The sequence below is a fragment of the Elusimicrobiota bacterium genome (genome assembly GCA_016722575.1).
Taxonomy (GTDB): Bacteria; Elusimicrobiota; Elusimicrobia; order FEN-1173; family FEN-1173; genus JADKIY01.
Map to the genome: position 1 here is coordinate 154,518 of JADKIY010000006.1, position 23,759 is coordinate 178,276.

Consider the following 23,759-nt stretch of genomic DNA (forward strand, 5'->3'; position numbering starts at 1 on the left):
TTTATCGTTGATCGTTGGAATCCTTGTCGTTGTGCGGGTCCTTTGGAGCGATCCCTTTCCCGCCGGCGCTTCCGAGGCGGAGAAGCGTTTGAAGACCCTCGGGCGGAACGACCGCTGTTTTTGCGGAAGCGGAAAAAAATACAAAGCGTGCCATCGGGATTCCGATGGGGAGAAGAACGCCCGGGCCGGCGCCCAGGCGGCTCACGACGCCGTCGCCATCGGCAACGTGCCGCTCAATGAACGGGAAGTCTCCCGCCGGGGTTTTTCACGGTGGAGCCGGCCCTTTCGGCGAAACCCGCCCAAAGGCGGACCCCCTTAAACCCAACACGGTTTGGATAAGGGCATTTTCCATCGATAAGTTCGTCCTTCCGGCGAAAGCCGGAATCCAGTTGGTGGCTCAGCCTTCGAGAGAAGTTTTACAAACTGGACCCCGGTTTTCGCCGGGGGACGATAAAAACGATTTGATTGCTGGAGGTTGTTTTTTTGTCCAAACCGCATGGCCATTAAACCGACCCGCCCTCGATGGGGCCGGGGGGGGCAAGGCGGCGTTGGCCCCTGACGAATCTTTTGAGAACAGCGCGGAGGGGAATCGGCGCCTTCGGGTGGAGGACGATCGCGGCAACGCTCCATGCCCAAAGGCCCCCGCCCCTTCTTGAATCGATCGACCGGTTGGAGAAGACCCTGGCCCCGGGCGACGATCGGGAACCCCCCTTGAGCGCCGTTGATCCCGTGTTGGCGGAAAGGCAGGCCCCGGCCAAAAAATTGGCGGCGTTGAACGCGGGGGCCGCGGCGGTTCCACCCGCCGTCGTTTATTTTTGTTCCGATCGGGAATCCCTGGATTGCCCCGGCCTGTAGGCCAACGACACGATCCGCCTTTGCGAGGGGGATTTCGCGCCCCGGTTCTCCGCCCCGGGCGGCGTCCCGATTTGGGTTGGCGAACGCCAACGCGTATGACCGTGGTCATATCGGTAACGCCGCGCATTCAACTAGAGTCTCCCAACGATATGGCGCACAGGCGGTCGCTCCGAAACGGTTGATCCCGTTCCGCCGGCCTTCGCCCGTTGGACCCCCATCCGTTCCAACCGCACACCCCACGTCAAAGGAAAAACATGCCCAAAGTCCTTTTAACCAGCGTCTGCCGCCCCTTCGGGGAAAAAGAAGGCGACGCCGCTTCCGTCGGCTACGAACTGCTCCACAAGCAAGTCACCCGCGCCCAGGGCATCTTCAGCCCCCGGGCCCTGCACGTTCATTTCGCCCTGGACTACATTGCCGCCAATCTGGACGCCCCCACGGTGGTGCTCCAATACCCCTCCAAGAGCGAACTGATCCGCGAATTAAAAAAAGGGTACGACTACGTGGGCGTCTCCTTTTTGATGGCCGTGTTCCATAAAATGAAGGACGCGGTGGCCTTGGTTCGGGAGCACGCGCCCCAAAGCAAGATCGTCCTGGGCGGCTACGGCACCATTTTGACCGATGAAGACCTGAAGCCCTACGGCGATTTCATTTGCCGGGAGGAGGGCGTGGCGTTTTTCCGCCGGCTCCTGGGGGAACCCGAGCTTCCCAAACCCTACCGCCACCCGCACCTGGTGAGCGACCTGAAGATCTTTTCGGTGCCCGTGTCCAAAACGGCGAAGATTTTCGCCGGACTGGGCTGCCCCAACGGTTGCGACTTCTGCTGCACCTCCCACTTCTTCAAGCGCCGCCACGTGAAGTTGCTTCCCACCGGGAAGGACATCTTCGACCAGGTGGAGCGCTACCGGAAAGAAGACCCGAAGCTCGTCTTCATCATTTTCGACGAGGATTTCCTGCTCAACAAAACCCGGGCCCTGGAGTTTCGGGACCACGTGATGAAAAGCGGCTGGTTGCCGTCCATCTTCGTTTTCTCCAGCGTCAAGGCCATCAGCCAATACCCCGTGGAGCAGATCCTGGAAATGGGCATCGACGGTTTCTGGGTGGGCTACGAGGGCACCCAATCGGGTTACGCCAAACAGCAGGGCCGGCCCGTGGAGGAGATTTTTAACGAGTTCCGGGAACACGGCATCACGATCTTGGCCTCCATGATCGTCGGCTTCGACTACCAGGACCACGCCGTGGTCGCCGAGGAATTGGCGGGGCTGATGAAGTTGAAACCCTCCCTGGCTCAATTCCTCATCTACGGTCCCGTTCCCAGCACCCCGTTTTACGACCGGGTGCGGAAGGCGGACCTGCTCCGGGACGATTACAAGAACGAGCCCGAAAAGTTCTACCGCCGGGCCGACGGGTTCACCACCATGATCAAGCATCCAACCTTGACGCCGACCCAAATCGAGGAAATCCAGCAATGGTGCTTTGACCAGGACTTCCAGCGCCTGGGACCCAGCCTGTTCCGGGTCATCGAATCCTGGTTTTTGGGGTATCGGAAACTGAAAGATTCGCCCAACCCCTTGATGCGACAGAAGGCGGATTTTTACGCGAAGGAAATCCGCAATTCGTACCCGATCTTTCTGGCGGGCCGCCTCCTGGGCCCCAACCGCGTCGTCCGGGCCTGGATCCGCGAATTGCAAGCGGACGTTCATCGAACGTTCGGCCCCGCCACCCGGCTGGAAAAAGCCCAGTCGCTCCTGGCCTTCGGCATGGCCCTGTGGACCGGGTTCACGCTGCGGTTCCAGCTTTTCCAACACCCCCCGCTGACCCGCACGGAGTACGGTCGGCCGCTGGAAAAAGATTCCGCGGAAGTCCCGGCGGCGGCCCCGGTTCTGGAGGCCGCTCTTTCCGATTGACAGAGGGGGCCGACTGAAGTAAAGTCCCTCCGTGGAAAATCCAACCGTCGAGCAATTGACCCAAGGCTTGACCCGCGCCCGCGAATCGCTGGCCCGGCTGGGGAGGTTTCTTTGACGTCCCCAACAAACGCGAAAAGCTGACCGTCCTCGAAGCCCAGACCGCCCGTCCCGATTTTTGGAGCGACAACCAGGCCGCCCAGAAAATCCTTAAAGAAACCGCCTTCCTTAAAAGCACCATCGGAAAATACGAAAGTTTGGAGCGCCAGATCACGGACCTGGACGCCCTCCGGGAATTGTGCGAGGAAGGGGGCGGGGACGCCGAATGGGCGGAATTGTCCCAGGGCGTCGACGCCGCTGGAAAAAAAATCGACGGGCTGACCCTCCAGGCCAAGTTGTCGGGCCCCATGGACGCCAAAAACGCGATCGTGTCCGTCCACGCCGGCGCGGGGGGAACGGAATCCTGCGACTGGGCGGAAATGCTTTTCCGCATGTTCACCCGCTGGGCCGAAGCCAACGGTTTTAAAGTGACGACCACCAGCCTCATGCCCGGCGACGGCGCGGGCTACAAGCGGGCGGAATTTCTGGTGGAAGGCGAATTCGCCTACGGCCACCTCAAATCCGAGTCCGGGGTCCACCGCCTGGTGCGCGTTTCCCCCTTTGACGCCAACGCCCGCCGCCACACCTCCTTCGCCGCCTGCGACGTGATCCCGGAAATCGACGACGACGTGGAAATCGACATCAAAGAGGCGGATTTGAAAGTCGACACCTTCCGGTCCGGCGGGGCCGGCGGCCAGCACGTGAACAAAACCGAATCCGCCGTGCGCATCACCCACGTGCCTTCGGGCGTCGTCGTGGCCTGCCAAATCGAACGCAGTCAGCACAAAAACCGCGCCATGTGCTTGAAACTTCTCAAGGCCAGGCTCTACGACCTGGAGATGGAAAAACAGCGGGCCGCGACCGAAAAGCACCACGACGACAAGGGCGACATCGCCTGGGGCAATCAGATTCGCAGTTACGTGTTCATGCCCTATCAAATGGTCAAAGATCTTCGGAGCGGTTACGAAACGAGTCAAATCCAGTCGGTCATGGACGGGGATTTGAATCCTTTTATTCACGCGTATTTGGAATGGAAGCTGTCCGGGGCTCCCCCGCGAAAGGGGTCCGGACCGGATTGAACGGGGCGGCCGGGCGTCCCCTTGCAAAGGGGACAAACCCGCCCTATAATTGCGGAGACGCCGTCTTCCCCTCCGGGGGAGAGGGCGGGGCTTTTGTCGGTGCCCACATTGAGGAGGATTCGATGGAGAACCCACAGCCGAACTACAAGGCCATGCGGCGCAATTACTTGGTCAACAAGCGCCTCCAGATCAAGTACGCCATCATCATCAGCGCGGTCTTGGCCTTGATGGTCATCCTCATGCAGGCCCACACCTTTCTGGTCATTCGGACCATCGAGCCGGAAAACGCCACCCCGGGCATGGTCGATACGATGCATTCCCTGCAACTCTGGATGCTGTCCAGCGGTTTGATCTATATGGTGGTCATCCCCATCCTGTCCATCTTCATTTCCCACAAGATCGCCGGCCCCCTGTACCGCCTGGAGAAATCCATCCGGGAAGCCCTGGAAACCGAAGGGCCCATCCGGCCCATCAAGCTGCGGGACGGCGACGAGCTTCACAGCCTGGCGGAAATGATCAATAAGCTTTTTGACCGCCTCCCCCAGAACAAAAAGCCCGGCTGACCTTCCCGCGAACGCTTTTGACAGGTCCGCCGGGGCGTGATACACTAGCCCCATGGCTTACCTTCTTATTGTCGATGACGAGAACACCACTTCGGATTTATTGGTCGCCGTTCTTCAGAAAGACGGACACACCCTGCACACCGCCAAAAACGGCGCCGAAGCCCTGGCCACGCTGGGCGAACGAACCCCCGACCTGATCCTCATGGACGTGTCCATGCCCGAGATGGACGGCTACACCATGGTGTCCCATCTGAGCGCCGACACGGCCACCCGGGACATTCCCGTGGTCGTCATGACCGGCAAAAACGCCCTGGAAGACACCTTCCGCCAATTCACCAACGTGGCGGACTTCTTCGCCAAGCCCTTCGACGTGAAGGCCCTTCGTCAACGGGTCCTGCAAATCCTCGCCCAACACGGGCGCCGCTGATTTTTTTCCGTGACCGAAACGCCCCCCCGCACGACGTCGCTCGATGAATTGATGGCCCAGCGCCGGGCCAAAGTGGCGGCGCTCCGCGCCGACGGCGTGAATCCCTACCCCACCCGCTTCGACGGCGTTTCGGCGGCCGCCGACGTGCTGGCCCGCCACAAAGACCTGCCCCCCAGCGGCCACGCCGACGAACCCGTGGCCGTGTCCGGCCGGGTGGTCACCTGCCGCGACATGGGGAAAACCATCTTCGCCCACCTTCAGGATTTGTCCGGGAAAATCCAAATTTATTTTAAGAAGGACGAACTCCCCGACGCCTTTCTGGCTTTCCAGAAAACCGTGGACTCCGGCGACATCGTCGGGGTCGAGGGATCGCCCTTCCGCACCCGCACCGGCGAAATCACCGTCCACGTTAAAAGCTGGCGCCTCCTGGCCAAGGCCCTTCGCCCGCCGCCGGAAAAATTCCACGGCATGACGGACGTGGAAATCCGCTACCGCCGGCGGGAAGTCGATTTGTTCAGCAACCCGGAAGCCCGGGAGCGTTTTCTGGACCGCCAGCGCATCGTGAGCGCCCTGCGGGAGGTCCTTCTCCAAAAGAATTTTATCGAGGTGGAAACCCCCATCCTGCAGGCCGTGGCCGGCGGCGCGGCGGCCAAGCCCTTCGTCACCCAGCACCACGCCTTGGGCATGGAGCTGTTCATGCGCATCGCCCCCGAACTTTTTTTAAAGCGCCTCCTCGTGGGGGGGTTGGAGCGCGTGTTCGAAATCGGCCGCGCCTTCCGGAACGAGGGGATCGACACCCGCCACAACCCCGAGTTCACCATCCTGGAGGCTTATCAGGCCTTTACGGACGTGAACGGCATGATGGATTTGACCGAGGAGTTGATCCGCAACGCCGCGCGCAAAATCAAAGCCGTTCCCCGTGCCCCGGTGGAAGGCGCGCCCCCGGCGGACCCCGCCCGGCTCTCTTTTTCCTACCGGGGCAAAACGGTGGCCCTGGCGGAGCCCTTCGCCCGGGTTTCCGTCGAAGAAGAATTCACGAAGTTGGGCTTGGACTACCGGGCCATTTGCCGGGACGGAAGTTGGAAAGCCGCCGCCGCGAAGGTGGGACTGGACGTGGAAGGCGCCCCGGAGGCCAAATGTTTCGAAGCCATCCTGGACGAGCGGATTTTGTCCAAGGTGCCCCCGGCCAGCTTCGTCTACGGCTATCCCGCCGTGTTCTCGCCCCTGGCCAAGCAAAGCCCCGCCACCCCGGAAATCGCCGAACGGTTCGAGCTTTTCATCTGCGGCGAGGAAGTGGCCAACGCCTACTCCGAACAAAACGACCCGGACGTTCAGCGCAAACACTTTGAGGAACAGGCCCGCCAACGAAAAGCCGGCAACGACGAAGCCATGCCGGCCGACGAGGAGTTTCTGATCGCGCTCGAGCACGGCATGCCGCCCGCCGGGGGGCTCGGCATCGGCGTGGACCGCCTCACCATGATTTTGACCGAAACCGATTCCATCCGGGAAGTGATCCTCTTCCCGCTTCTCCGTCCCTCTTGACCCGCCGCCCATGAGGCGCCGCCCCTTCTCCGACGGTCCAGCGCGGGGCGTCGCCCGATGAAATCCCTCGAACTTTTCTTGGCCTTCCGGTACCTGCGGGGGTCCCGCCGCACGTTGGGGGGGAGCCTGACCTCGGCCATCGCCATCGCGGGGGTGACGGTCGGTGTGGCCGCCTTGATCGCCACCTTGGCCGTCATGACGGGGTTTCGGGAGGACATCCGGGCCAAAATCCTCGGGGCCCAACCGCACCTATTGATTCAGCCGCCGGGGAACGGCACCCTGCCCGACGCCGACTACCAAGAACGCTTTTCCGGGGTGAAGGACGTCGTCGCCTGGTCGCCCTTTGTTTTGGGTCAGGCCCTGGTTCGCAGCGCCCAGGGCGCCCAGGGCGTGGTGGTCAAGGGCGTCGACCCCGCCCGGGAACCCGGCGTCACGGGGTTGGACAAACGGTTGGTCATTGGGAATTGGGCCGAACTCGGCCGTCCGCCGGCCAAAGGCAACCCGCCCCCGGTGTTCCTCGGGAAGGAATTGGCCGCGCGGCTCGAAACGGGGTTGGGCGACCGGATCGTTCTCGCCGTCTCCAACGGCGGCGATGCGGGCCTGGGCTCTCTGCCCGATCTATCGGCCTACACCGTGGCGGGGATTCTCGAAACCGGGCTCTACGACTACGATTCGTCGCTGTTGATTATGGGCCTGGGGTCCGCCCAAACCCTTTTTGGTCTTCCCGGCCGCTTGACCGGCCTGGGCGTCCGGCTGGAAGACGCCGACGAATTCACGGGACCGGCCATGAAGCTCCAGGCGAAATTCTCCTCCCTGGGATTTGTGCGCTCCTGGCTGGCCCTCAACCGGCCGCTCTTCGCCGCCCTTCGCCTGGAAAAAATCGTGATGTTCCTGATCCTGGCCTTGATCACGCTCGTGGCGGCCTTCACCATTTTGTCCAACCTGCTGCTGGTCACGGCCCAGCGCACCCGGGAAATCGGCATTTTGGGAGCCATGGGCGCGACCCCCGGCATGATCCAGCGGATCTTCCTGCTCAAGGGCCTGCTCATGGGGGCTTTCGGCACGGCCGCGGGCACGGCCCTGGGCCTCTCCATTTCGTGGCTTCTCAAGAAATACGAATTCGTCAAACTGCCGGCGGACGTTTACTACGTGGAGCGACTGCCGGTCCGCGTGGTCCCTTCCGACGTGTTCCTGGTCCTCCTCTGTTCCATGGTCATCGTGCTGGTGGCGACCCTCTACCCCTCCCGGGCGGCGGCCAAAATGGACACCCTGGAGGCCGTGCGCCAATGAACGACGCGCCGGCGGTGTCGGCGAGAGGGCTGGGCAAACGTTTCGGCGCCGTCCCGGTGCTGACGGACTTGGCCTTCGACGTGCGCCCGGGGGAGCGGGTCTGCGTTTGGGGCCCGTCGGGGGCGGGGAAATCCACCCTCCTTCACGTGCTGGGTCTCATGACCCCGCCCACCGCCGGAACCCTGAGCCTCTTCGGACGGGACGTCGGCGGTCTTTCCGTGGCGGAGCGGGCCCGCTGGCGGAACGAAAAGATCGGTTTTCTGTTCCAGTTCCACCACCTCCTGCCGGATTTGTCCCTCCTCGAAAATGTTATGATTCCCCTTCTCATCCGACGGCGGTCTCCCGACGAAGCGGCGTCCCGCTCCCGGGACCTGCTGGTCCGGTTGGGCCTGGGGCACCGGCTGGACCACCGTCCGGCGGACGCGTCGGGAGGCGAACGTCAGCGCGCCGCGCTGGCCCGCGCTCTGGTGGGCGAACCCGCTTTGCTGTTGGCCGACGAACCCACCGGCAATCTGGACCGCGGCATCGGCCGCGAGGTGGAAGCCCTGATGAACGAGGAAGCGCGCGCCCGGGGCGCCACCTTGATCGTGGTGACGCACGACGAAACGTTGGCCGCGCACATGGACCGGCGGCTGGGACTGGTGGACGGCCGCTTGGCCGACCCGGTTCCGGGACCCGCCCGGTGAAGGAGAAAACGTGACCGTTCCAACCCAGTCCGCAACAACCGCCGCCTCCCTTCCGGGGGGGACCTCCCTGATGATTTACTTGAACGGTCGCTTGGTTCCCAAGGAACAGGCCGTGGTCTCCGTGTTCGACCACGGGCTCCTCTACGGCGACGGCGTGTTCGAAGGCATTCGCGCCTACAACGGCCGGGTGTTCCGGTTGAAGGAACATTTGGAGCGCCTCTACCGCTCGGCGCGGGCCATCGTGTTGGAAATCGGCCTGCCCATCGCGGAGATGGAAAAAGCCGTCCTGGACACTCTGCGCGCCAACAATTTGCGGGACGCCTACATCCGCCTGGTCGTGACCCGGGGCGTGGGCGATCTGGGCCTCGACCCGAAGAAGTGTCCCAAGGCCACGGTGTTCATCATCGCCGACCGCATCGCCCTGTACCCGCCGGAATGCTACACCGACGGTTTGGAGGTCAACACGGTGTCGACCCGGCGCAATTCCAGCCAGGCGCTCAATCCGAACATCAAATCGCTGAATTATTTGAACAACATTCTGGCGAAGATCGAAGCCGGCCTCTCGGGCGCCCGGGAAGCCATCATGCTCTCCCTGGAAGGCTACGTGGCGGAATGCACGGGGGACAACATTTTTTTCATCAAAGGCAACCGCCTGGTGACGCCGCCCACGGTGGCCGGGGCCCTGGAAGGCATCACGCGGGCCGTGGTCTGGGACCTGGCGTCCGTCGCCGGGCTCGCGCCCGAGGAAATGCTCTTTACGCCCTTCGACCTGTTCACGGCCGACGAGGTCTTTTTGACGGGAACGGCCGCGGAAGTCATCCCGGTGGTCCGCATCGACGCCCGCACCATCGGCGCGGGCCGTCCGGGCCCGAAAACGCAAAAGCTCATCCAGGCGTTCCGGGAATTGGCCGCCCGCGAGGGGACGCCGATTTAATTTCCGTCGGGAACTTTCGGCCCCGGGGCGCGTTCAAGTAAAGGCGGGTTCCGGCCGAAGTTGAAATTGACAGCCCCCGGAAAAGGGTCTAGAATTCAGCGAAGTCGAAACAGCCGTCGATCGCGGAGGTCGAGATGTCCAACCGATTCACCGAACGCGCGCAACGAGTCATTCTGATCGCCCAGGAAGAAGCCAAACGCCTCAACCACGACTACGTGGGCACGGAGCATTTGCTGTTGGGGCTGATCGCCCTGGGCGAAGGCGTGGCGGCCCAGGTGATGGCCAACTTGGGCGTCGACTTGCGGCGCGTGCGCGCGGAAATCGAAAAAATCGTCGGCACCGGGGACAACGTCATGCTCCTCGGCGAAATCCCCTTCACCCCCCGCGCCAAAAAAGTGTTGGAACTGGCCGTCGAAGAAGCCCAGAACATGGGCCACAATTACGTGGGCACCGAACACCTCCTCCTGGGGCTCATTCGGGAAGAGGAGGGCGTCGCGGCCCGCGTTCTGGAAAACATCGGCGTTCGTTTGGACGTCGTCCGCGAAGAAGTGATCTCGCTTTTGGGCGAGGGACAAGCCGGCGCCCAGGGCGCTCCCGGCGGTTCCCAACCCCCGGCGCACCACCAAACCCCGGCCCGGACCAAATCGAAAACCCCGACCCTCGATGAATTCGGCCGGGATCTCACTCTGATGGCCAAGGACGGCAAGCTGGATCCCGTCATCGGCCGCGAAACCGAAATCGAGCGCGTCATCCAGATTTTGCTCCGCCGCACGAAGAACAACCCGGTCCTGATCGGGGACCCCGGGGTGGGCAAGACCGCCATCGTGGAAGGTCTGGCCCAGCGCCTGTCCTCCGACGAAGCCCCCGAACTTCTCCAGGGCAAGCGGGTCATGACCCTGGATTTGGCGGCGGTCGTGGCCGGCACCAAATACCGCGGCGAATTCGAGCAGCGGCTCAAAAACATCATGGAAGAAATCCGCCGCGCGAAAAATCACATCATCCTTTTCATCGACGAGCTTCACACGGTGATCGGCGCGGGCGCCGCCGAAGGGGCCATCGACGCCTCCAACATGCTGAAGCCCTCCCTGGCCCGGGGCGAACTCCAGTGCATCGGCGCCACCACCCTGGACGAATACCGGAAGTACATCGAACACGACGCGGCCCTGGAACGCCGGTTCCAGCCCATCGTCGTCGACCCGCCGTCGGTCGAAGACACCGTGAAGATTTTAAAGGGCCTCAAAGACCGCTACGAAACCCACCACAAGGTCAAGTTCGAGGATTCGGCGCTTTCGGCCGCGGCGGAATTGTCCGACCGCTACATCACCGACCGGTTCCTGCCGGACAAAGCCATCGATTTGATCGACGAAGCCGGCAGCCGTTCGCGGCTTCAAGTCACCCAGCGTCCCCAGGAATTGAAGGACCGCGAGGGGGAGATCGACAAAGTCACCAAGGACAAGGAAGCCGCCATCGCCGCCCAGGAATACGAGAAAGCGGCCAAGCTGCGCGACAAAGAAAAGGAAATGCGCCGGCAGATGGAAGAGGCGCGCAAAAATTGGCGCGAGAAACGGGACGCCACGGTGCCCGTCGTGGTCGGCGAGGACATCGCCGCCGTCGTCTCCAAATGGACCGGCATCCCCACCACCAAATTGACCGAGACCGAGCAGGAAAAGCTGATCCACATGGAAGCCGAACTCCACAAGCGCCTGATCGGCCAACAGGAAGCCATCGTGTCGATCAGCCAGGCCATCCGGCGAAGCCGAACCGGTTTGAAGGATCCGAAGAAACCCATCGGCAGCTTCATTTTCCTGGGCCCCACCGGCGTCGGAAAAACCGAATTGGCCCGGGCCCTGGCGGAATTCCTCTTCGGCAACGAAGAGGCCTTGATCCGCATCGACATGTCGGAATACATGGAAAAATTCGCGGTGTCGCGCCTCATCGGCGCGCCCCCGGGCTACGTGGGGTACGAAGAGGGCGGCCAATTGACGGAGGCCGTCCGTCGGAAACCCTATTCGGTCGTGCTTTTGGACGAGATCGAAAAAGCGCACCCGGACACCTTCAACATTCTGCTCCAAATGATGGACGACGGCGCCCTGTCGGACAATCTGGGCCACCGGGTGAGCTTCAAAAACACGGTCATCATCATGACCTCCAACGTCGGGGCGCGGTTGATTTCCAAGGGGAAATCCCTGGGCTTCCTCGTGCAGGAGGACGCGGCCAAGGACTACGCCGCCATGAAAGACACCGTCATGGAAGAGGTCAAGAAAGCCTTCAACCCGGAATTTTTGAACCGGTTGGACGACATCATCGTTTTCCATCCTCTCACCCGGGAAGACAGCCGGAAGATTTTGGACCTCATGCTGGCCCGCGTTTCCAAAAAACTCGCGGTCCAGGGTTTCACCGTCGATCTGACCGAAGAGGCCCGGGCGTTCCTGGTGGACAAAGGGTTCGACCCCAATTACGGGGCCCGGCCGCTGCAACGGTCCATTCAGCGTCTTCTGGAAGACCCCCTGGCCGAGGACATCCTCTCGCGGAAGATCGCGGCGGGGACGTCGGTTTTCGTGGATTTGGATTCCCAAGGCCAGAAGCTCTCCTTCTCCACCACCCCTCCTCAAAAAGCCGTCAAGAGCGGCGGATAAGCGGTCCCCGGCGGGACCGGGGCGGGCGCCGCGAGCGTCCGAACGCCCCCGACGGGGCTCAATCATGCGTTGGCGAAAACGGGGCGGTTTTTTCGCCCTCCTAAGTGTTTCTCTCTTCGCCCTCTGGTGGGGCGCGGGGGTTCCGCGCGCCCAGCGCTGGCTAAAATCCAAATTGGAATCGGTTTTGTCCCAGGCCCTCGGCCGACCCGTGCGGTCCGACGCCGTTCGCCTCTCTCCCTTCCTCCTTCATTTCTCCGTTGAAAATCTTCGCGTCGGCGACCCGGACGCGCCTCTCTTCGCCTGCCGTCGGTGGACGTTTTACACGGCCGTCACCGAAGAAACCCCCTGGTCCTGGCTCTTTTTTTCCCTGGGGCGTTCCGACGTGGAGGTCCCCGTGGTTCGCTGGACGTCCACCGGCGGGCCGTTGGTTTGGCCCGCGGATTTGTGGTCCCGCCTTCCGCGCCATTCGATCCATTGCATTCACGGCGCTTTGCTATGGGATCGCGTCGGCGAATCGCCGATTCGTTTGGCGGACGTGGCCGGCGGGGTCGACCTGGCGGCCGACCAATGGACGTGGAACCTTCGGGGCGTGGGCGACCCCGGCGCCTGGGCCGTTTCGGGCGTTCTCAAGAACGGCGGCGGGGGACTTTCCGTCGGGACGGCGCGCGTCCTCTTGGAGAGTTTGCCCGCCGAATTTTTGACCCGGGCTCTCCCGCCCGCCGTGGGCCGATGGACGGGGTCGGGGCGGGTCCTGGTCCGGGCCCGATTTGAAGCCCGGGCCGGAACCGGAGGGACCGACAAGGCCGGGCGCGTGGCGCTCACGGATTGGGACGTGGAGGCCGAGGCCCGGGAAGCCCGTTGGTGGCCCCGGATTCCCGGGGGAGGCGGCGCGGTGGAGACGCGGGGCATTCCCGTGAGTTTTCAAGCCCGAATGGATCGCGGCCGGCTTTCGGTCGGCCGTCTGGAGCTTTGGCGGACGTTGACCCTGACGGGGACCGTTCTCCGTCCCTGGGAGCGCGACCAGCGAACGGTGGATTTCTCCTTTGAAAGCGGCGGGTTGGATTTGGCCGACGTCAAGGCCGGGGCCGGGGGCCTGTGGCGCAATTTGCCTCTGGGGGGCCGCTTGGGAGTTTCGGGCCGTTGGGCCGGGCCCTGGGTCCACCCCAAAATCGACGGGACCGCCGCCTTGGACCAAGGGACGTTGGCCGGGGTCTCGTTGCCGCCGCTTCGCGTGGAGGCCCGGTGGGCCGACGGTCGGTTCGGGGGGCGGGCCGCGATCTGCGGGGGAACGATCTCGTTGGAGGCCCCCGCGCCGTCCACGGGCGTCGCCGTGTCGTCCTGGACCGCGGTGGCGGAAAACGTGGATTTGGGGGTTTGGGCGGGGGCGAACGGTTGGCCCGAGGTGGGCGGCCGGGCCAGCGGGCAATTCGTGTTCGGCCGACGTTCCGAGGCGGTGTCCGGCGGATGGCCGGTGCAGGGCGAAGGCGCTTGGGCCGTCGAAAATTTTCGCTGGGGGGCCCACCATCGGGCGGAAACCGTTTCCGGCCACCTGTCCCTGCGGGAGGACGGATTTCGGGCCTTGGGCGACGGCGGGCGTTTTGTGGCCGCGGTCGACGTCTCCTCCGGGGGCTGGCGGATCGATCGGTTGGCCTACGCCGCGCCGGAAGGTTTTTCGTTTGAGGGCAACGGCCGGTTGACCGGAGATCCCGCGGCCTGGGACCTGCGGGCCCGGCTCGAGGCCTTTCCCCTTCGGGACGTGCCGCCCATCCTTCGGCGATTCCCCGAGGTCGTTGGAACGCTCTCCGCCGACGGCGCTTTGACCGGGCCCCTGAACGAACCCCGTTTTGAAGGCGGCGTCCGACTCCAAGGCGTTCGTTGGCGCCCGGGCGGCGCCGTTCACGCGGCGGACATGGAATTTCACGGGAGCCGCCGACACCTCCGGTTGCCGCGGTTGTCCTGGGACGACACGGTGACGGCCGACGGGGCCTGGATTCCGGAGCGGGGGTGGCAATTGTCGGCGACCTTCAACAAGACGGACGCGGCCCGGGCCTTCGATTTTTGGTCCGGCGCGGGTTTCCTGTCCGGAACGGTGGAAGGGCAGTTGTCCCTCTCCGGGGCGCCCGGCGCCCCGTTGGACGAGACGCGGGGCTGGGGCAATCTTCAGTGGACCGACGGCCGCTGGGGGCCCGTGGAATTCCGGCGGGCCACCGGGGTGTTTTTTCTCGATCATTCGAAAATCTTGTTGGACGGTTTGGATCTGCGTCAATCGTCCGGGGCATTCCACGCGGACGGGGAATGGACCCGCGAGGCTCCGGCGCGTTGGGCCTGGCGCGCGAATCTTCGGGCCGCCGATTTTCGCGCGGCGGGCGCCTGGGACGGGAGCGCCGTCGTGTCGGGCGCCCTCGATCGGGGCCGATGGACGGGGACGGCGATTTCGCCCGGGTTGTCCTGGGACGGCATCGGGTTGGGCGAGATCCGCGCGGGTTTCCACGCCGACCGATCCGGCGGTTCCGTGGCGCCCTTTCAATCGGGCGCGGGCCTCCGGGGGGAACTTCGCTGGGAAAGGGCCGGGGGCTTCCTGAACGGTTGGGCCTCCTTGGACAACGCCCGTTGGGCCGAATTGCTTCCGGTCGGTGTGCGCTCGCCCCTCCTTCGCCGTTCGGACGTCGTCCCGGGGCGGGGGCGGGCCCTGGCCCGTTTTTCGGGAACGTGGGCCGACCCCCGGGTCGAGCTCCAGGGTTCCGTGAACGGGGCTCAATGGAAATCCGTCGGCGTGGACATCGAGGCGACCGCGGCGTGGTCCGATCACCGTCTCAGCGTTTCGAAAGCCTCGGTGCGGTTGGGCTCGGGCGGCGGGGCCACCGCCCGCGGCGAAGTGGTGTTTTCAACGACCGGGGCTCCGCCCGCCGCCCAATGGTCGGCGGATTTTAACGACCTGCGGCTTGGGCCCGTTCTCACGGCCGTCGTCCCCGATAATCTCTGGGACGGTCGCGCCACCGGCCGCGTGGAAGGTCGCGGGACGATGGACGATCCCGAGGTGCAATTTCGCGCGTCGGGGAACCTTCAACGGGGCGAAACCATCGAATGGACCATCGGAGCGGATTGCGTCCACCGGGTTTGGACCGTCCGCCAGGCGGACTTTGGCACCCCCGAGGGGTCGTTAAAGATCCGGCCCGGGGGAACCCTCGCTCCCGGCCCGTCCGGCGGGGAGCGGGCCCAATTCGTCGCCGACGCCCGAAACATTCACGCGGGCCCCCTGACCTTTTTCGGCGCGGTGGCCGTCGACGGCGCTTGGCGCGGCGACCCTCAAGAAATTTCCGCCCGTCTGACGGCCCGTTCCCTGTGGGTCAACCAGCAATGGGTCGATCGCGATCTCGCGCAAATCCGTTGGACGCCCGGGAACCTGGAATTCGAGCCGTTGTCCGGGGAGGCCCCCTATTTGACCGGACGAATGGATTTGGCCGACTGGCCCCAAACGCGTTTGGAGGATTTGACGCTCTGGGAGGGCTCCGTTCGGCGTTTGTGGATGTCCGGCGAGGTGGGTCCCCGCCGGTGGGATTTCGACCTCCGCGCGGTGGGCATGGAGGCCGAGACCCTCGTGGCCATCGCCAATTTGGACTGGCCCGTGACGGGGCGTTGGAACGCGCGGGTTCGCGGCCGGGGAACGCCCGCCGATCCGGGTCTGGACGCCGAGATTCGGGGGCGGGACGGCCGACTGGGGCCGGTCCCCTACGACCGCCTGGAGGCGGACGTCGCCTGGTCCGGATCCACCGTGACGGTGCGCGATCTGCGCGTGGCCCGTTCGAACGGTTATTTGTTGACGGGCGAAGCCCACGGTCCCGCCGCGGGCGACCCGTCCGGGGGCGGGGACGTCGGAGCGCACCTGCGGCTCCAGGACGGCGAATTGAAAATCCTCCAGGACATGTGGCCCACCTGCAAAAAGGCCCGCGGAGCGTTTTCCGGAGAGCTGAACGTCGAATCCAAGAACGGCGGCCTCCGTTCCGCCGGATACTTTGAGATTCGGGACGGCCAATTGACCAACCGGGCCTACGCCCGGCACGTCAAGGATTTGGGGGTGCGACTATTGCTCGTGGACGACCGGTTGATGGTGGAGTCCGGCGCCGCCCGGATCGGCGCGGGCCGGGCGGTCCTGCGGGGCGACGTCCTCCTTCCGCGCGACGCGCCCCCCGTGTACAACCTCTGGCTGGAAACCCTGGGCGACCGGGGCGTGGAGGTGGAAGTCCCCCAATTGTCCGTGCCGCCGGGACCCGTGTTCAGCCGGCTGCCCGTTTTTCAGGAATCCCTGAAGGGTGTTTCCCGGGGGGAACCGATCTTCGTCCTTCACGCGACCGGTCCCCAGGGACGCCACGTGATCACGGCCGACGTGACGTTGAACAATTCCCAGTTCACTTACCCCCCCGCCAAGGGCGCTTTTCACCGGGTGCCGGGCCCCCGGTTTTGGCGGGACTTCTGGCGCGAAGCGGCCTGGGACGTCCGGTTTCACACGGGGAAGGACACCTGGTACCGCAACGAATACGTCAACGTGGAAATCGACGGAAACCTGGCCCTGGCCGGACGGCCGGGCGCCTGGTTGGCCAACGGCAAGATCGGCGCCCGCCAAGGGGTCATCAATTATTTGGGGCAAAACTTCATCGTGACCCAAGGCGCCTTCGAGGTCGAGACCGACACCCGCCCCGGCCTCACGCACGGCGTCTACCCGTACATTTCCGGCGTGGCGGAAAAAACCGTGGCCGGGGTGGACGCCCGGGGGTTCGCCAACGACGACGTCGTCACCATGGTGGTGGACCGCGCCCGGTTGGGGGAAATCCAACCGCGCTTCATTTCCCGCAACAGTCCGGGCCTAAAATCGGACCGGGTGGCCATGCGGGCCCTGGGGCTTTCGGGAGAGGATCAGCTTTCCCAGTCCGACCGGGACCAACTTTTTCGGGCCGGACTCGTTCAGTTGGTGGGGGCGAGCGCGGCCCCCCTGGCGACGCGGTTGGCTCAAAACTTCGGAATTTATATGATCAACACGATTTACGAGCCCCCGGAGACGACCGAGTCCGCTTCCCCTTTGAGCCCGACCCAAAGCCCGTCCGCCACCGCCGCCCCGGCCCGGGATTTGGCCACCTATTTGCGCGGGGCCGGCGCGTCGGCCCGCATTCGCCTGACCGACCGGTTGTTCGGGGTTTACAAAGTGAAGCTGGACGAAGCGCAGAATCAATTTTATTTCCGGGACGAAATCGAACTGGTCTACCGCGTGGCCAAAAGCCTTCACTTGCGGGCCAGCACGGAACTGGACTCGGAAAAATTGCTGGGGCAACCGCCCAACCGGCGGATCGCGTTGGAAAATCAATGGCGGTTCGGGCTTCCCCGGCGCCAATCCATTCCGAAGGAACCGCCTCCATGAAGCGAACGAACCGTTGGTGCGTGCTGATGATGTTGTCGTTGGTCCTGGGGTCCTTCGGACGCCTGCGGGCCGACGCCGATCCCGTGATCAAGGATCTTCGGGTGGAAGGGAACCGCTTCCTTCGCTCCCGGACGGTTCTTTCCAAAGTGAAAGCCAAGGCCGGCGACACGGTGACCGACCCCGCCTTTCGGGCGGACATCGACCGCCTGTTTGAAACCGGCCTGTACGACGACGTCGAGGTTTCCCTGGAAGACGTTCCGGGGGAAAAAACGGCCCAGGGCGCGCCCAAGGTCCGGGTGGTTTTCAAAATCAAAGAACGCCCCGTGGTTCGCCGCATCGATTTCAAGGGAAACCGCCGGCTCTCCGACAGCAAGTTCCGCGAAGAGTTGTCGTCCAAGTCCGACGAACCCTACGATCGATTCAAAGCCGGCCAGGACGTCCAAAAAATCGTGGCCAAATACCGCGAGGAGGGCTACGCCGAGGCCCAGGCGGAGTCCTACGTTTCGCTGAATCCCCGGACCAACAAAGTCATTTTGACCTTCTTCGTGACCGAGGGGAACCGCGTGCTGGTGGACGCGGTCCGCGTGGAGGGAAACCGGTTTATGACGGCGCGGAAGGTTCGTGGACGGCTTAAAAAAACCCGCCGCAAAAAAGTTTTTAAGGAAGACACTTACAAAGAGGACATCGATCACCTGATCGAAGCCTACCGGGACCAGGGGTTCCTGGAGGTCCAGGTGGACGCCTCGAGCCGCACGTTCTCCGAGGATCACACGCGGGTGACCTTGACCCTGGGCGTCCGGGAAGGCCGGCGTTACACCGTGGGCGGGATCGCTTTCGCCGGGGCAACGCTTTACAAAGACGCGGAACTCGCCAAGGCCGTCGCCCTGCGGTCGGGCAAACTGTATGAACAATCCCGGATGAACGAATCCCTCCGGTCGCTCCAGGACTTGTACGCGGACAAGGGGTATTTGCGGGCCGAAATCGATCCCCAAACCGTGACCCACCCCGTGGACGATTCCCAGGGCACCGTGGACGTCACCTTCGCCATCGTCGAAAGTTCGGTCGTTTACGTGGACCGCGTTTACGTGGACGGCAACACCTACACCAAGGAAAACGTGGTGCGCCGCGAGGTGCTGCTCAAGCCCGGCGACGTGTTTTCGGCGGGGAAAATGCGGCGTTCCGTCGAACGTATTTACAATTTGGGCTTTTTGGACGACGTGCAGGTCGACATCCAGCAGCCCCGGTCGCCCTCCCTGGCCGACGTCGTGTTTTCCGTCAAGGAAGGCAAGCCCGGCATCCTGTCCGCCGGCGCGGGTTTTTCGAGTTTGGACGGCGTGGTCGGCACCCTCCAGGTGCAACACATCAACCTCTTCGGCTTGGGTCAGCGCCTCAACTTGATGTGGGAATTCGGGAGGAAAAAACAGAATTACGAAATCGGCTGGACGGACCCCTGGTTCCTCAACAAGCCCGTCAGCTTCGGCGTCGACCTCTTCGACACCGTCCGGACCCTGCCCTTCCAGAACGATTCCTTCGCCTACAAGAAGGGAAATCGCGGGTTCGGCCTGCGCCTGGGGCCCCGCCTCTCGGACGAACTGTCCCTGATCGAAAACTACAACTACGAGCGGGTCCGGGTGTTCGACATCGAACCCAAATTCATCGGCAACGACGACCCCGCCAACAACATCGCCCCGTCGGACGACATCAAATCCGCGGTCACCACCGGCGTCGTGTGGGACACCCGCGACAATGTGTTTGACGCGTCCCGGGGCGGCCGGCACAGCGCCACGGTGGAAGTGGCCGGCGGGCCCTTCGGCGGCGATTTGAATTTCTACAAGCCCGAACTGTCGGTGGCGCGCTATTTCCCGACCTTTTGGAAATTCGTTCTGACGCTTTCCGTCCGGGGGGCGTTCGTCAAAGAATTCCCGCCCAGCAAAGAGCTGCCTTTTTCGGAATTGTTCCGCGTGGGCGGGGTCGACACCGTGCGGGGCTACGACATCGGCGAAGTGGGCGTCGACGGCGGCCACACCTACATGGTGTACAACGCCGAGTATAAATTCCCCATCGTCCAGGAAAGTCACCGGACCATTCTCCAGGGCGCCTTTTTCGCCGACGTGGGTGGCAGCTGGGCGGGCAACCGGGACGTCAACCTCGGGATCGGAAGCCGCCTCAACCAAATGCGGTCGGGCGTCGGGTTCGGCGTTCGTTTCAAAACCCCGGTCTTTCCCATCCGATTGGACTGGGGCTACGGACTGAACCATTTGCCCGGCCAACCCCTGAGCCAGTTCTATTTCACCATCGGGAACATTTTTTAACCCCGTTCCTCGGCGGTGGACAGCCCCGATCCAATAGTGTAAAATCAGCGTTTTAAAGCGGTTTCGCCCCGTACGGGGGAGGATCTTTTGTTGTCCGCCCAATCCCATTGGAAACGTTTCCACGTCGTCTTTTTCGCGGTCGCCGGATTCCTGGCGACGGCCGGGGCCCCCTTGCGGTCCCTCGAGATTCCCTTGAAACGGGGCACCAACCAGGCGACCCGCGTCGGTTTCGTGGACATGGACAAGATTTTCCGGGAATATCCGGAAACCCAGAAGGCCCGGGCGGATTACTACAAGGCTCTGGAAAAACGGCGTTCCGAATTGGCGTCCCGGGAAAAGGAATTGGCTTCCTTGGACGGACCCGGCCCCGTGGGCGGGACCTCGACGCCCCCGGCGGTGTCCACCGGATTGTTCTCCTTGCCCCTGGAATTGACCCCGCCCGCGGCTTCCACGGGGACGGCCGCGGTCGCCCCGCCCGCTCCTCCGGATCCGGAGGAACGGGAAGCGGAACGACGCCAAAAGCGCGAGGAGATCGCCGCGGCCCGGGCCTCGGCCGCTCGGGAGTTGAAGGAACTCGAAGAAAAGAAATCGGTTCAGATTTTGGGCGCTTTGTACAAAACCCTCGTGCAGTTGGCCCAGGAAAAGGGCGTTGATCTGGTGGTTGATAAATCGGCCATTCTCTACGGCCAAAGCGCCATCGATTTGACGGAACCCTTGGCCCGGCGTTTGCGGGGGCTTCCGGACGACGGAAAACCTTGAGGATCCTCACGTGAAACTAACGGTATCGCAAATAGCGGAATTGACGGGCGGGGCGGTTCGCGGCGACGGGGCCACGGTCATCGAGGGCGCGGCCGGGTTGGGCGAAGCCACGGCCCGGGACATCACTTTTCTGGGGAACGCCAAATACCGGTCCCAATTGGAAACGACCAAAGCCGGGGCGGTCCTGGTGTCCCCGGATGTGGAGACGGGCTCGCTTCCGGCCGTCGTCGTCAAGAACCCCCCCTACGGTTGGGCCCGGGTCTTGGAGGTTTTGGAAAAAGACCGCACCCGGCGACCGGCGGGCGTCCATCCGACGGCCCAGGTGGCTCCGACCGCCCGGGTGGGGAAAAACGTGACCATCGGCGCCTTTACCGTGGTGGAAGAGGGCGCGGTGATCGGCGACAACAGCGTGTTGTATGCCCACGTCTACGTGGGGTTCGACGTCCGCATCGGCCGCGACTGCCTGATCTACCCCCGGGCGACCTTGCGCGAACGGGTGACCCTGGGCGACCGGGTGATCCTTCAGCCCGGCGCCGTCATCGGTTGCGACGGGTTCGGTTTTACCGTTCACGAAGGCAAACACTACAAGATCCCCCAGGTGGGAACGGTGGAGATCGGCGACGACGTGGAAATCCAGGCCAACACGACGATCGACCGCGCGGCGGTGGGCGTGACCAAAATCGGCCGGGGCACCAAGATCGACAACTTGGTGCAAATCGCCCACAACACGGAGATCGGGGAGCACTGTCTGATCGTCGCTTTGACCGGCATCGCCGGGTCCGTTAAAATCGGCCGCTACGTCACCCTGGCCGCCCAGGTCGGCGTCGCGGGGCACCTCAGCATCGCCGACGGGGTGATCGTCGCGGCCCGGGGCGGCGTGACCCAGTCCCTTAAAACCCCCAAAGAAGTCCTCTGGGGTCTTCCCGCCCAGCCGATCCGCGACGAGCTGAAATGTCAGGCCGCCCTCCGCCGTCTTCCGGCCGTGTTGGAGGAATGGCGCGAATTCAAAAAGAAGGGGAATCCGCCCGCGTGAAACTCTTTTCCACCGGGGAACGCCAACGCACCATCGCCCGCGAGGCGGTGTACAAAGGCGTCGGCCTCCACACCGGCAACAAATGCCATTTGATTTTTAAACCCGCCCCGGCGGGGCACGGCGTCGTTTTTGTCCGCACGGACCTTCCCGGGAAACCCCGCCTGCCCGCCCACCACTCCATCGTTTCCAGCGTCGTGCGCGGCACCACCTTGAGCCTCGACGGGGAAAAGAACCACGAAGCCCGGGTGCACACCGTCGAACACGTGTTGTCGGCGCTCTACGGCTTGGGCATCGACAACGCCGTGATTGAAGTGAACGCCAACGAACCGCCCGTGGCCGACGGCAGCGCCCGGCCTTTTTGGGACGCCTTGGACGCCGCCGGCGTGACGGAGCTGTCCGAGCTCCGGACGTTCTTTCAGCCGGACCCCTTGGATTACGCGGCCGGCGAAACCCATTACCAAGTCGAACCGGCCGACGAGTTGATCATCGAAACGAGCATCCATTTCAAACACCCGCTCATCGGCGAGCAGAGCCGGGAATTCACCGTGACGCGCGAATCCTACCTGAACGAGATTTCCCGGGCCCGGACCTTTTGTTTCGATTTCGAAGTCGAGGCGTTGAAGCGGCAGGGTTTGGCCCGGGGCGGGTCCCTGGACAACGCGGTCGTGGTCGGCATGGACCGCATCCACAACAAGGAAAAATCCCTCCGCTATCCCGACGAATTCGTTCGGCACAAAACGCTCGACTTGATCGGCGACCTCTTTTTGCTGGGCGCGCCCCTGAAGGCGCGCATCAAAGCCCACCGCGTGGGCCACGGACACAACGTCAATTTGGTCAAAAAATTGGCGGCGCAGATGACCGGCGAAGCGCCGTCCCAGACCGCCGTCACGTCGAATCACTGATTTAAATCCCGGAGGACTCTTTCCCATGGACAACGTCGCGCCCCGCACCCTCACCACCGTCGAAATTATGGGGGCCATCCCCCACCGCTACCCGATCCTCATGATCGACACGGCGACGATCACCGAACCCGAGAAGAAAATCACGGGCTTCAAATCCGTTTCCGCCAACGAGCCGTTTTTTCAGGGGCATTTCCCCGGGCGTCCCATCATGCCGGGCGTCCTCATTGTGGAAGCCATGGCCCAGTCGGCTTGCGTGCTCTTTTTGTCGAAACCCGAACTCAAGGACAAGTTGGCGTTCTTTATGGGGATCGACAAGGTCAAGTTTCGCAAGCCCGTCGTGCCCGGCGATCAACTCGAACTTCGGGTGGAAGTGCTGCGGGGCGGCCGGGTGGGCAAATGCCGCGGCGAAGCCTTCGTGAAGAACGAAATCGTGACCGAAGCGGAATTCATGTTCGCGATCGTCGATAAACAGGAAGCCAAATGAACTCCCCCGCCGGCGACCCGTCCTCCGCCGGGATCCATCCCACGGCCGTCGTCCACCCCTCCGCCAAGATCGGCGCGGGGGTCAAAATCGATCCCTACGCGGTCATCGGTCCCGACGTCGAGTTGGGGCGCGGAACCTGGGTGGGCGCCCACGCGGTGGTGGAATTCGCCACCGTCGGCGAGGAATGCCGACTGCACCCCCATTCCTTCGTGGGCACCGAGCCCCAGGACCTTAAATTCAAAGGCGAGAAAACCCGGGCCCGGGTGGGCGCCCGCACCACGGTGCGGGAATGCGTGACGATCCACCGGGGCACCGCCGCGGCGGGCGAAACCGTGGTCGGGTCCAACTGTCTTTTGATGGCCTATTGCCACGTGGCCCACGACGCGATCTTGGCCGACGGCGTCATCATGGCCAACGCGGCCACCCTGGCCGGCCACGTGGAAGTGGGCCCCGGGGCCTTCATCGGCGGCCTGGTGGGCGTTCACCAATTCGCCCGCATCGGCGCCGGCGCCATGATCGGCGCCGGGTCCATGGTGCCCGCCGACGTCGCCCCCTTTTGCATGGTGCAGGGCGACCGGGCCAAGATCGTCGGTTTGAACGTGGTCGGCCTGCGCCGCCGGGGGACCTCCCGGGACGCTTTGTCCGCCATTAAAACCGCCTACCGGACGGTTTTCGGCATGGGATTGCCCCTGGCCGAGGCCATCGCCGCCATTGAAAAAACGGAGCGGCCGGCCGAAGTCCAGGTGTTTCTGGAGTTCCTGAAAAAAACCTCCCACCGGGGCCTCTGCCGCCCGGCGCCCAAATCGGCCGACGGCGAGGACGCCACGGAAGGGTTCTTCTGAACCGC

Annotated in this window: 18 protein-coding genes; all 18 read left to right on the forward strand. The window is 63.7% G+C overall.

Annotated features, from left to right (window positions below; translation table 11 throughout):
• Positions 1 to 88: 88 nt before the first annotated feature.
• Positions 89 to 319 carry an SEC-C domain-containing protein gene (locus tag IPP68_10580; protein MBL0350799.1) on the forward strand — a complete coding sequence of 77 codons (231 nt, stop codon included), beginning with the start codon at positions 89 to 91 and terminating at the stop codon, positions 317 to 319.
• 392 nt (positions 320 to 711) lie between these two features.
• Positions 712 to 855 (forward strand): hypothetical protein, encoded by a 144-nt coding sequence (locus IPP68_10585; protein ID MBL0350800.1) that lies wholly within the window; start codon positions 712 to 714, stop codon positions 853 to 855.
• A gap of 254 nt (positions 856 to 1,109) precedes the next feature.
• Entirely contained in the window at positions 1,110 to 2,759 is a 1,650-nt protein-coding gene (locus tag IPP68_10590) for a hypothetical protein (GenBank protein ID MBL0350801.1), read from the forward strand.
• 55 nt (positions 2,760 to 2,814) lie between these two features.
• Positions 2,815 to 3,934 (forward strand): peptide chain release factor 2 gene (gene prfB / locus IPP68_10595; GenBank protein MBL0350802.1). Its coding sequence is split into 2 segments (ribosomal slippage): positions 2,815 to 2,871 and positions 2,873 to 3,934, totalling 1,119 coding nucleotides; the frame shifts between segments, so codons are not numbered across the junction.
• A gap of 122 nt (positions 3,935 to 4,056) precedes the next feature.
• A complete protein-coding gene (locus tag IPP68_10600) occupies positions 4,057 to 4,497 on the forward strand; it encodes a hypothetical protein (protein MBL0350803.1) in 441 nt (146 codons plus the stop codon).
• A gap of 52 nt (positions 4,498 to 4,549) precedes the next feature.
• The gene (locus tag IPP68_10605) at positions 4,550 to 4,924 is read left to right on the forward strand and encodes a response regulator (protein ID MBL0350804.1); all 375 of its coding nucleotides are present in this window, start codon (positions 4,550 to 4,552) and stop codon (positions 4,922 to 4,924) included.
• A gap of 51 nt (positions 4,925 to 4,975) precedes the next feature.
• Entirely contained in the window at positions 4,976 to 6,466 is a 1,491-nt protein-coding gene (lysS, locus tag IPP68_10610) for a lysine--tRNA ligase (protein ID MBL0350805.1), read from the forward strand.
• Between the two features lie 57 nt (positions 6,467 to 6,523).
• Positions 6,524 to 7,756, forward strand: a complete 1,233-nt coding sequence (locus IPP68_10615) for an ABC transporter permease (GenBank protein MBL0350806.1) — start codon at positions 6,524 to 6,526, stop codon at positions 7,754 to 7,756.
• Positions 7,753 to 8,442, forward strand: coding sequence for an ABC transporter ATP-binding protein (locus tag IPP68_10620; protein ID MBL0350807.1), 690 nt, complete (start codon positions 7,753 to 7,755; stop codon positions 8,440 to 8,442). Before IPP68_10615 ends, IPP68_10620 begins: the two co-directional genes overlap by 4 nt.
• A 70-nt stretch (positions 8,443 to 8,512) precedes the next feature.
• On the forward strand, positions 8,513 to 9,376 hold the full coding sequence (gene ilvE / locus IPP68_10625) for a branched-chain-amino-acid transaminase (GenBank protein ID MBL0350808.1): 864 nt from the start codon (positions 8,513 to 8,515) through the stop codon (positions 9,374 to 9,376).
• Positions 9,377 to 9,510: 134 nt separating this feature from the next.
• Positions 9,511 to 12,012 (forward strand): ATP-dependent Clp protease ATP-binding subunit, encoded by a 2,502-nt coding sequence (locus tag IPP68_10630; protein MBL0350809.1) that lies wholly within the window; start codon positions 9,511 to 9,513, stop codon positions 12,010 to 12,012.
• A gap of 64 nt (positions 12,013 to 12,076) precedes the next feature.
• Entirely contained in the window at positions 12,077 to 17,422 is a 5,346-nt protein-coding gene (locus IPP68_10635) for a translocation/assembly module TamB domain-containing protein (GenBank protein MBL0350810.1), read from the forward strand.
• Positions 17,419 to 19,734 carry an outer membrane protein assembly factor BamA gene (bamA, locus tag IPP68_10640; GenBank protein ID MBL0350811.1) on the forward strand — a complete coding sequence of 772 codons (2,316 nt, stop codon included), beginning with the start codon at positions 17,419 to 17,421 and terminating at the stop codon, positions 19,732 to 19,734. The genes IPP68_10635 and bamA overlap by 4 nt, the downstream gene beginning before the upstream one ends.
• An 87-nt stretch (positions 19,735 to 19,821) precedes the next feature.
• Entirely contained in the window at positions 19,822 to 20,493 is a 672-nt protein-coding gene (locus IPP68_10645; protein ID MBL0350812.1) for an OmpH family outer membrane protein, read from the forward strand.
• Positions 20,494 to 20,503: 10 nt separating this feature from the next.
• Positions 20,504 to 21,526 carry a UDP-3-O-(3-hydroxymyristoyl)glucosamine N-acyltransferase gene (gene lpxD, locus IPP68_10650; GenBank protein MBL0350813.1) on the forward strand — a complete coding sequence of 341 codons (1,023 nt, stop codon included), beginning with the start codon at positions 20,504 to 20,506 and terminating at the stop codon, positions 21,524 to 21,526.
• Positions 21,487 to 22,428, forward strand: a complete 942-nt coding sequence (gene lpxC, locus IPP68_10655; GenBank protein MBL0350814.1) for a UDP-3-O-[3-hydroxymyristoyl] N-acetylglucosamine deacetylase — start codon at positions 21,487 to 21,489, stop codon at positions 22,426 to 22,428. Before lpxD ends, lpxC begins: the two co-directional genes overlap by 40 nt.
• Before the next feature lie 67 nt (positions 22,429 to 22,495).
• Positions 22,496 to 22,912, forward strand: a complete 417-nt coding sequence (gene fabZ / locus IPP68_10660; GenBank protein ID MBL0350815.1) for a 3-hydroxyacyl-ACP dehydratase FabZ — start codon at positions 22,496 to 22,498, stop codon at positions 22,910 to 22,912.
• Positions 22,909 to 23,754 (forward strand): acyl-ACP--UDP-N-acetylglucosamine O-acyltransferase, encoded by an 846-nt coding sequence (gene lpxA, locus IPP68_10665; GenBank protein MBL0350816.1) that lies wholly within the window; start codon positions 22,909 to 22,911, stop codon positions 23,752 to 23,754. The genes fabZ and lpxA overlap by 4 nt, the downstream gene beginning before the upstream one ends.
• Positions 23,755 to 23,759: the final 5 nt, after the last annotated feature.

Excerpts from the sequence above, each read along its gene's own strand:
- IPP68_10590 (MBL0350801.1), top strand. The coding sequence starts at position 1,110 with ATGCCCAAAGTCCTTTTAACCAGCGTCTGCCGCCCCTTCGGGGAAAAA.
- lysS (MBL0350805.1), top strand. The coding sequence starts at position 4,976 with ATGGCCCAGCGCCGGGCCAAAGTGGCGGCGCTCCGCGCCGACGGCGTG.
- IPP68_10630 (MBL0350809.1), top strand. The coding sequence starts at position 9,511 with ATGTCCAACCGATTCACCGAACGCGCGCAACGAGTCATTCTGATCGCC.
- IPP68_10600 (MBL0350803.1), top strand. The coding sequence starts at position 4,057 with ATGGAGAACCCACAGCCGAACTACAAGGCCATGCGGCGCAATTACTTG.
- ilvE (MBL0350808.1), top strand. The coding sequence starts at position 8,513 with ATGATTTACTTGAACGGTCGCTTGGTTCCCAAGGAACAGGCCGTGGTC.
- IPP68_10615 (MBL0350806.1), top strand. The coding sequence starts at position 6,524 with ATGAAATCCCTCGAACTTTTCTTGGCCTTCCGGTACCTGCGGGGGTCC.
- bamA (MBL0350811.1), top strand. The coding sequence starts at position 17,419 with ATGAAGCGAACGAACCGTTGGTGCGTGCTGATGATGTTGTCGTTGGTC.
- lpxC (MBL0350814.1), top strand. The coding sequence starts at position 21,487 with ATGGCGCGAATTCAAAAAGAAGGGGAATCCGCCCGCGTGAAACTCTTT.
- IPP68_10620 (MBL0350807.1), top strand. The coding sequence starts at position 7,753 with ATGAACGACGCGCCGGCGGTGTCGGCGAGAGGGCTGGGCAAACGTTTC.
- IPP68_10635 (MBL0350810.1), top strand. The coding sequence starts at position 12,077 with ATGCGTTGGCGAAAACGGGGCGGTTTTTTCGCCCTCCTAAGTGTTTCT.
- fabZ (MBL0350815.1), top strand. The coding sequence starts at position 22,496 with ATGGGGGCCATCCCCCACCGCTACCCGATCCTCATGATCGACACGGCG.
- IPP68_10605 (MBL0350804.1), top strand. The coding sequence starts at position 4,550 with ATGGCTTACCTTCTTATTGTCGATGACGAGAACACCACTTCGGATTTA.
- lpxA (MBL0350816.1), top strand. The coding sequence starts at position 22,909 with ATGAACTCCCCCGCCGGCGACCCGTCCTCCGCCGGGATCCATCCCACG.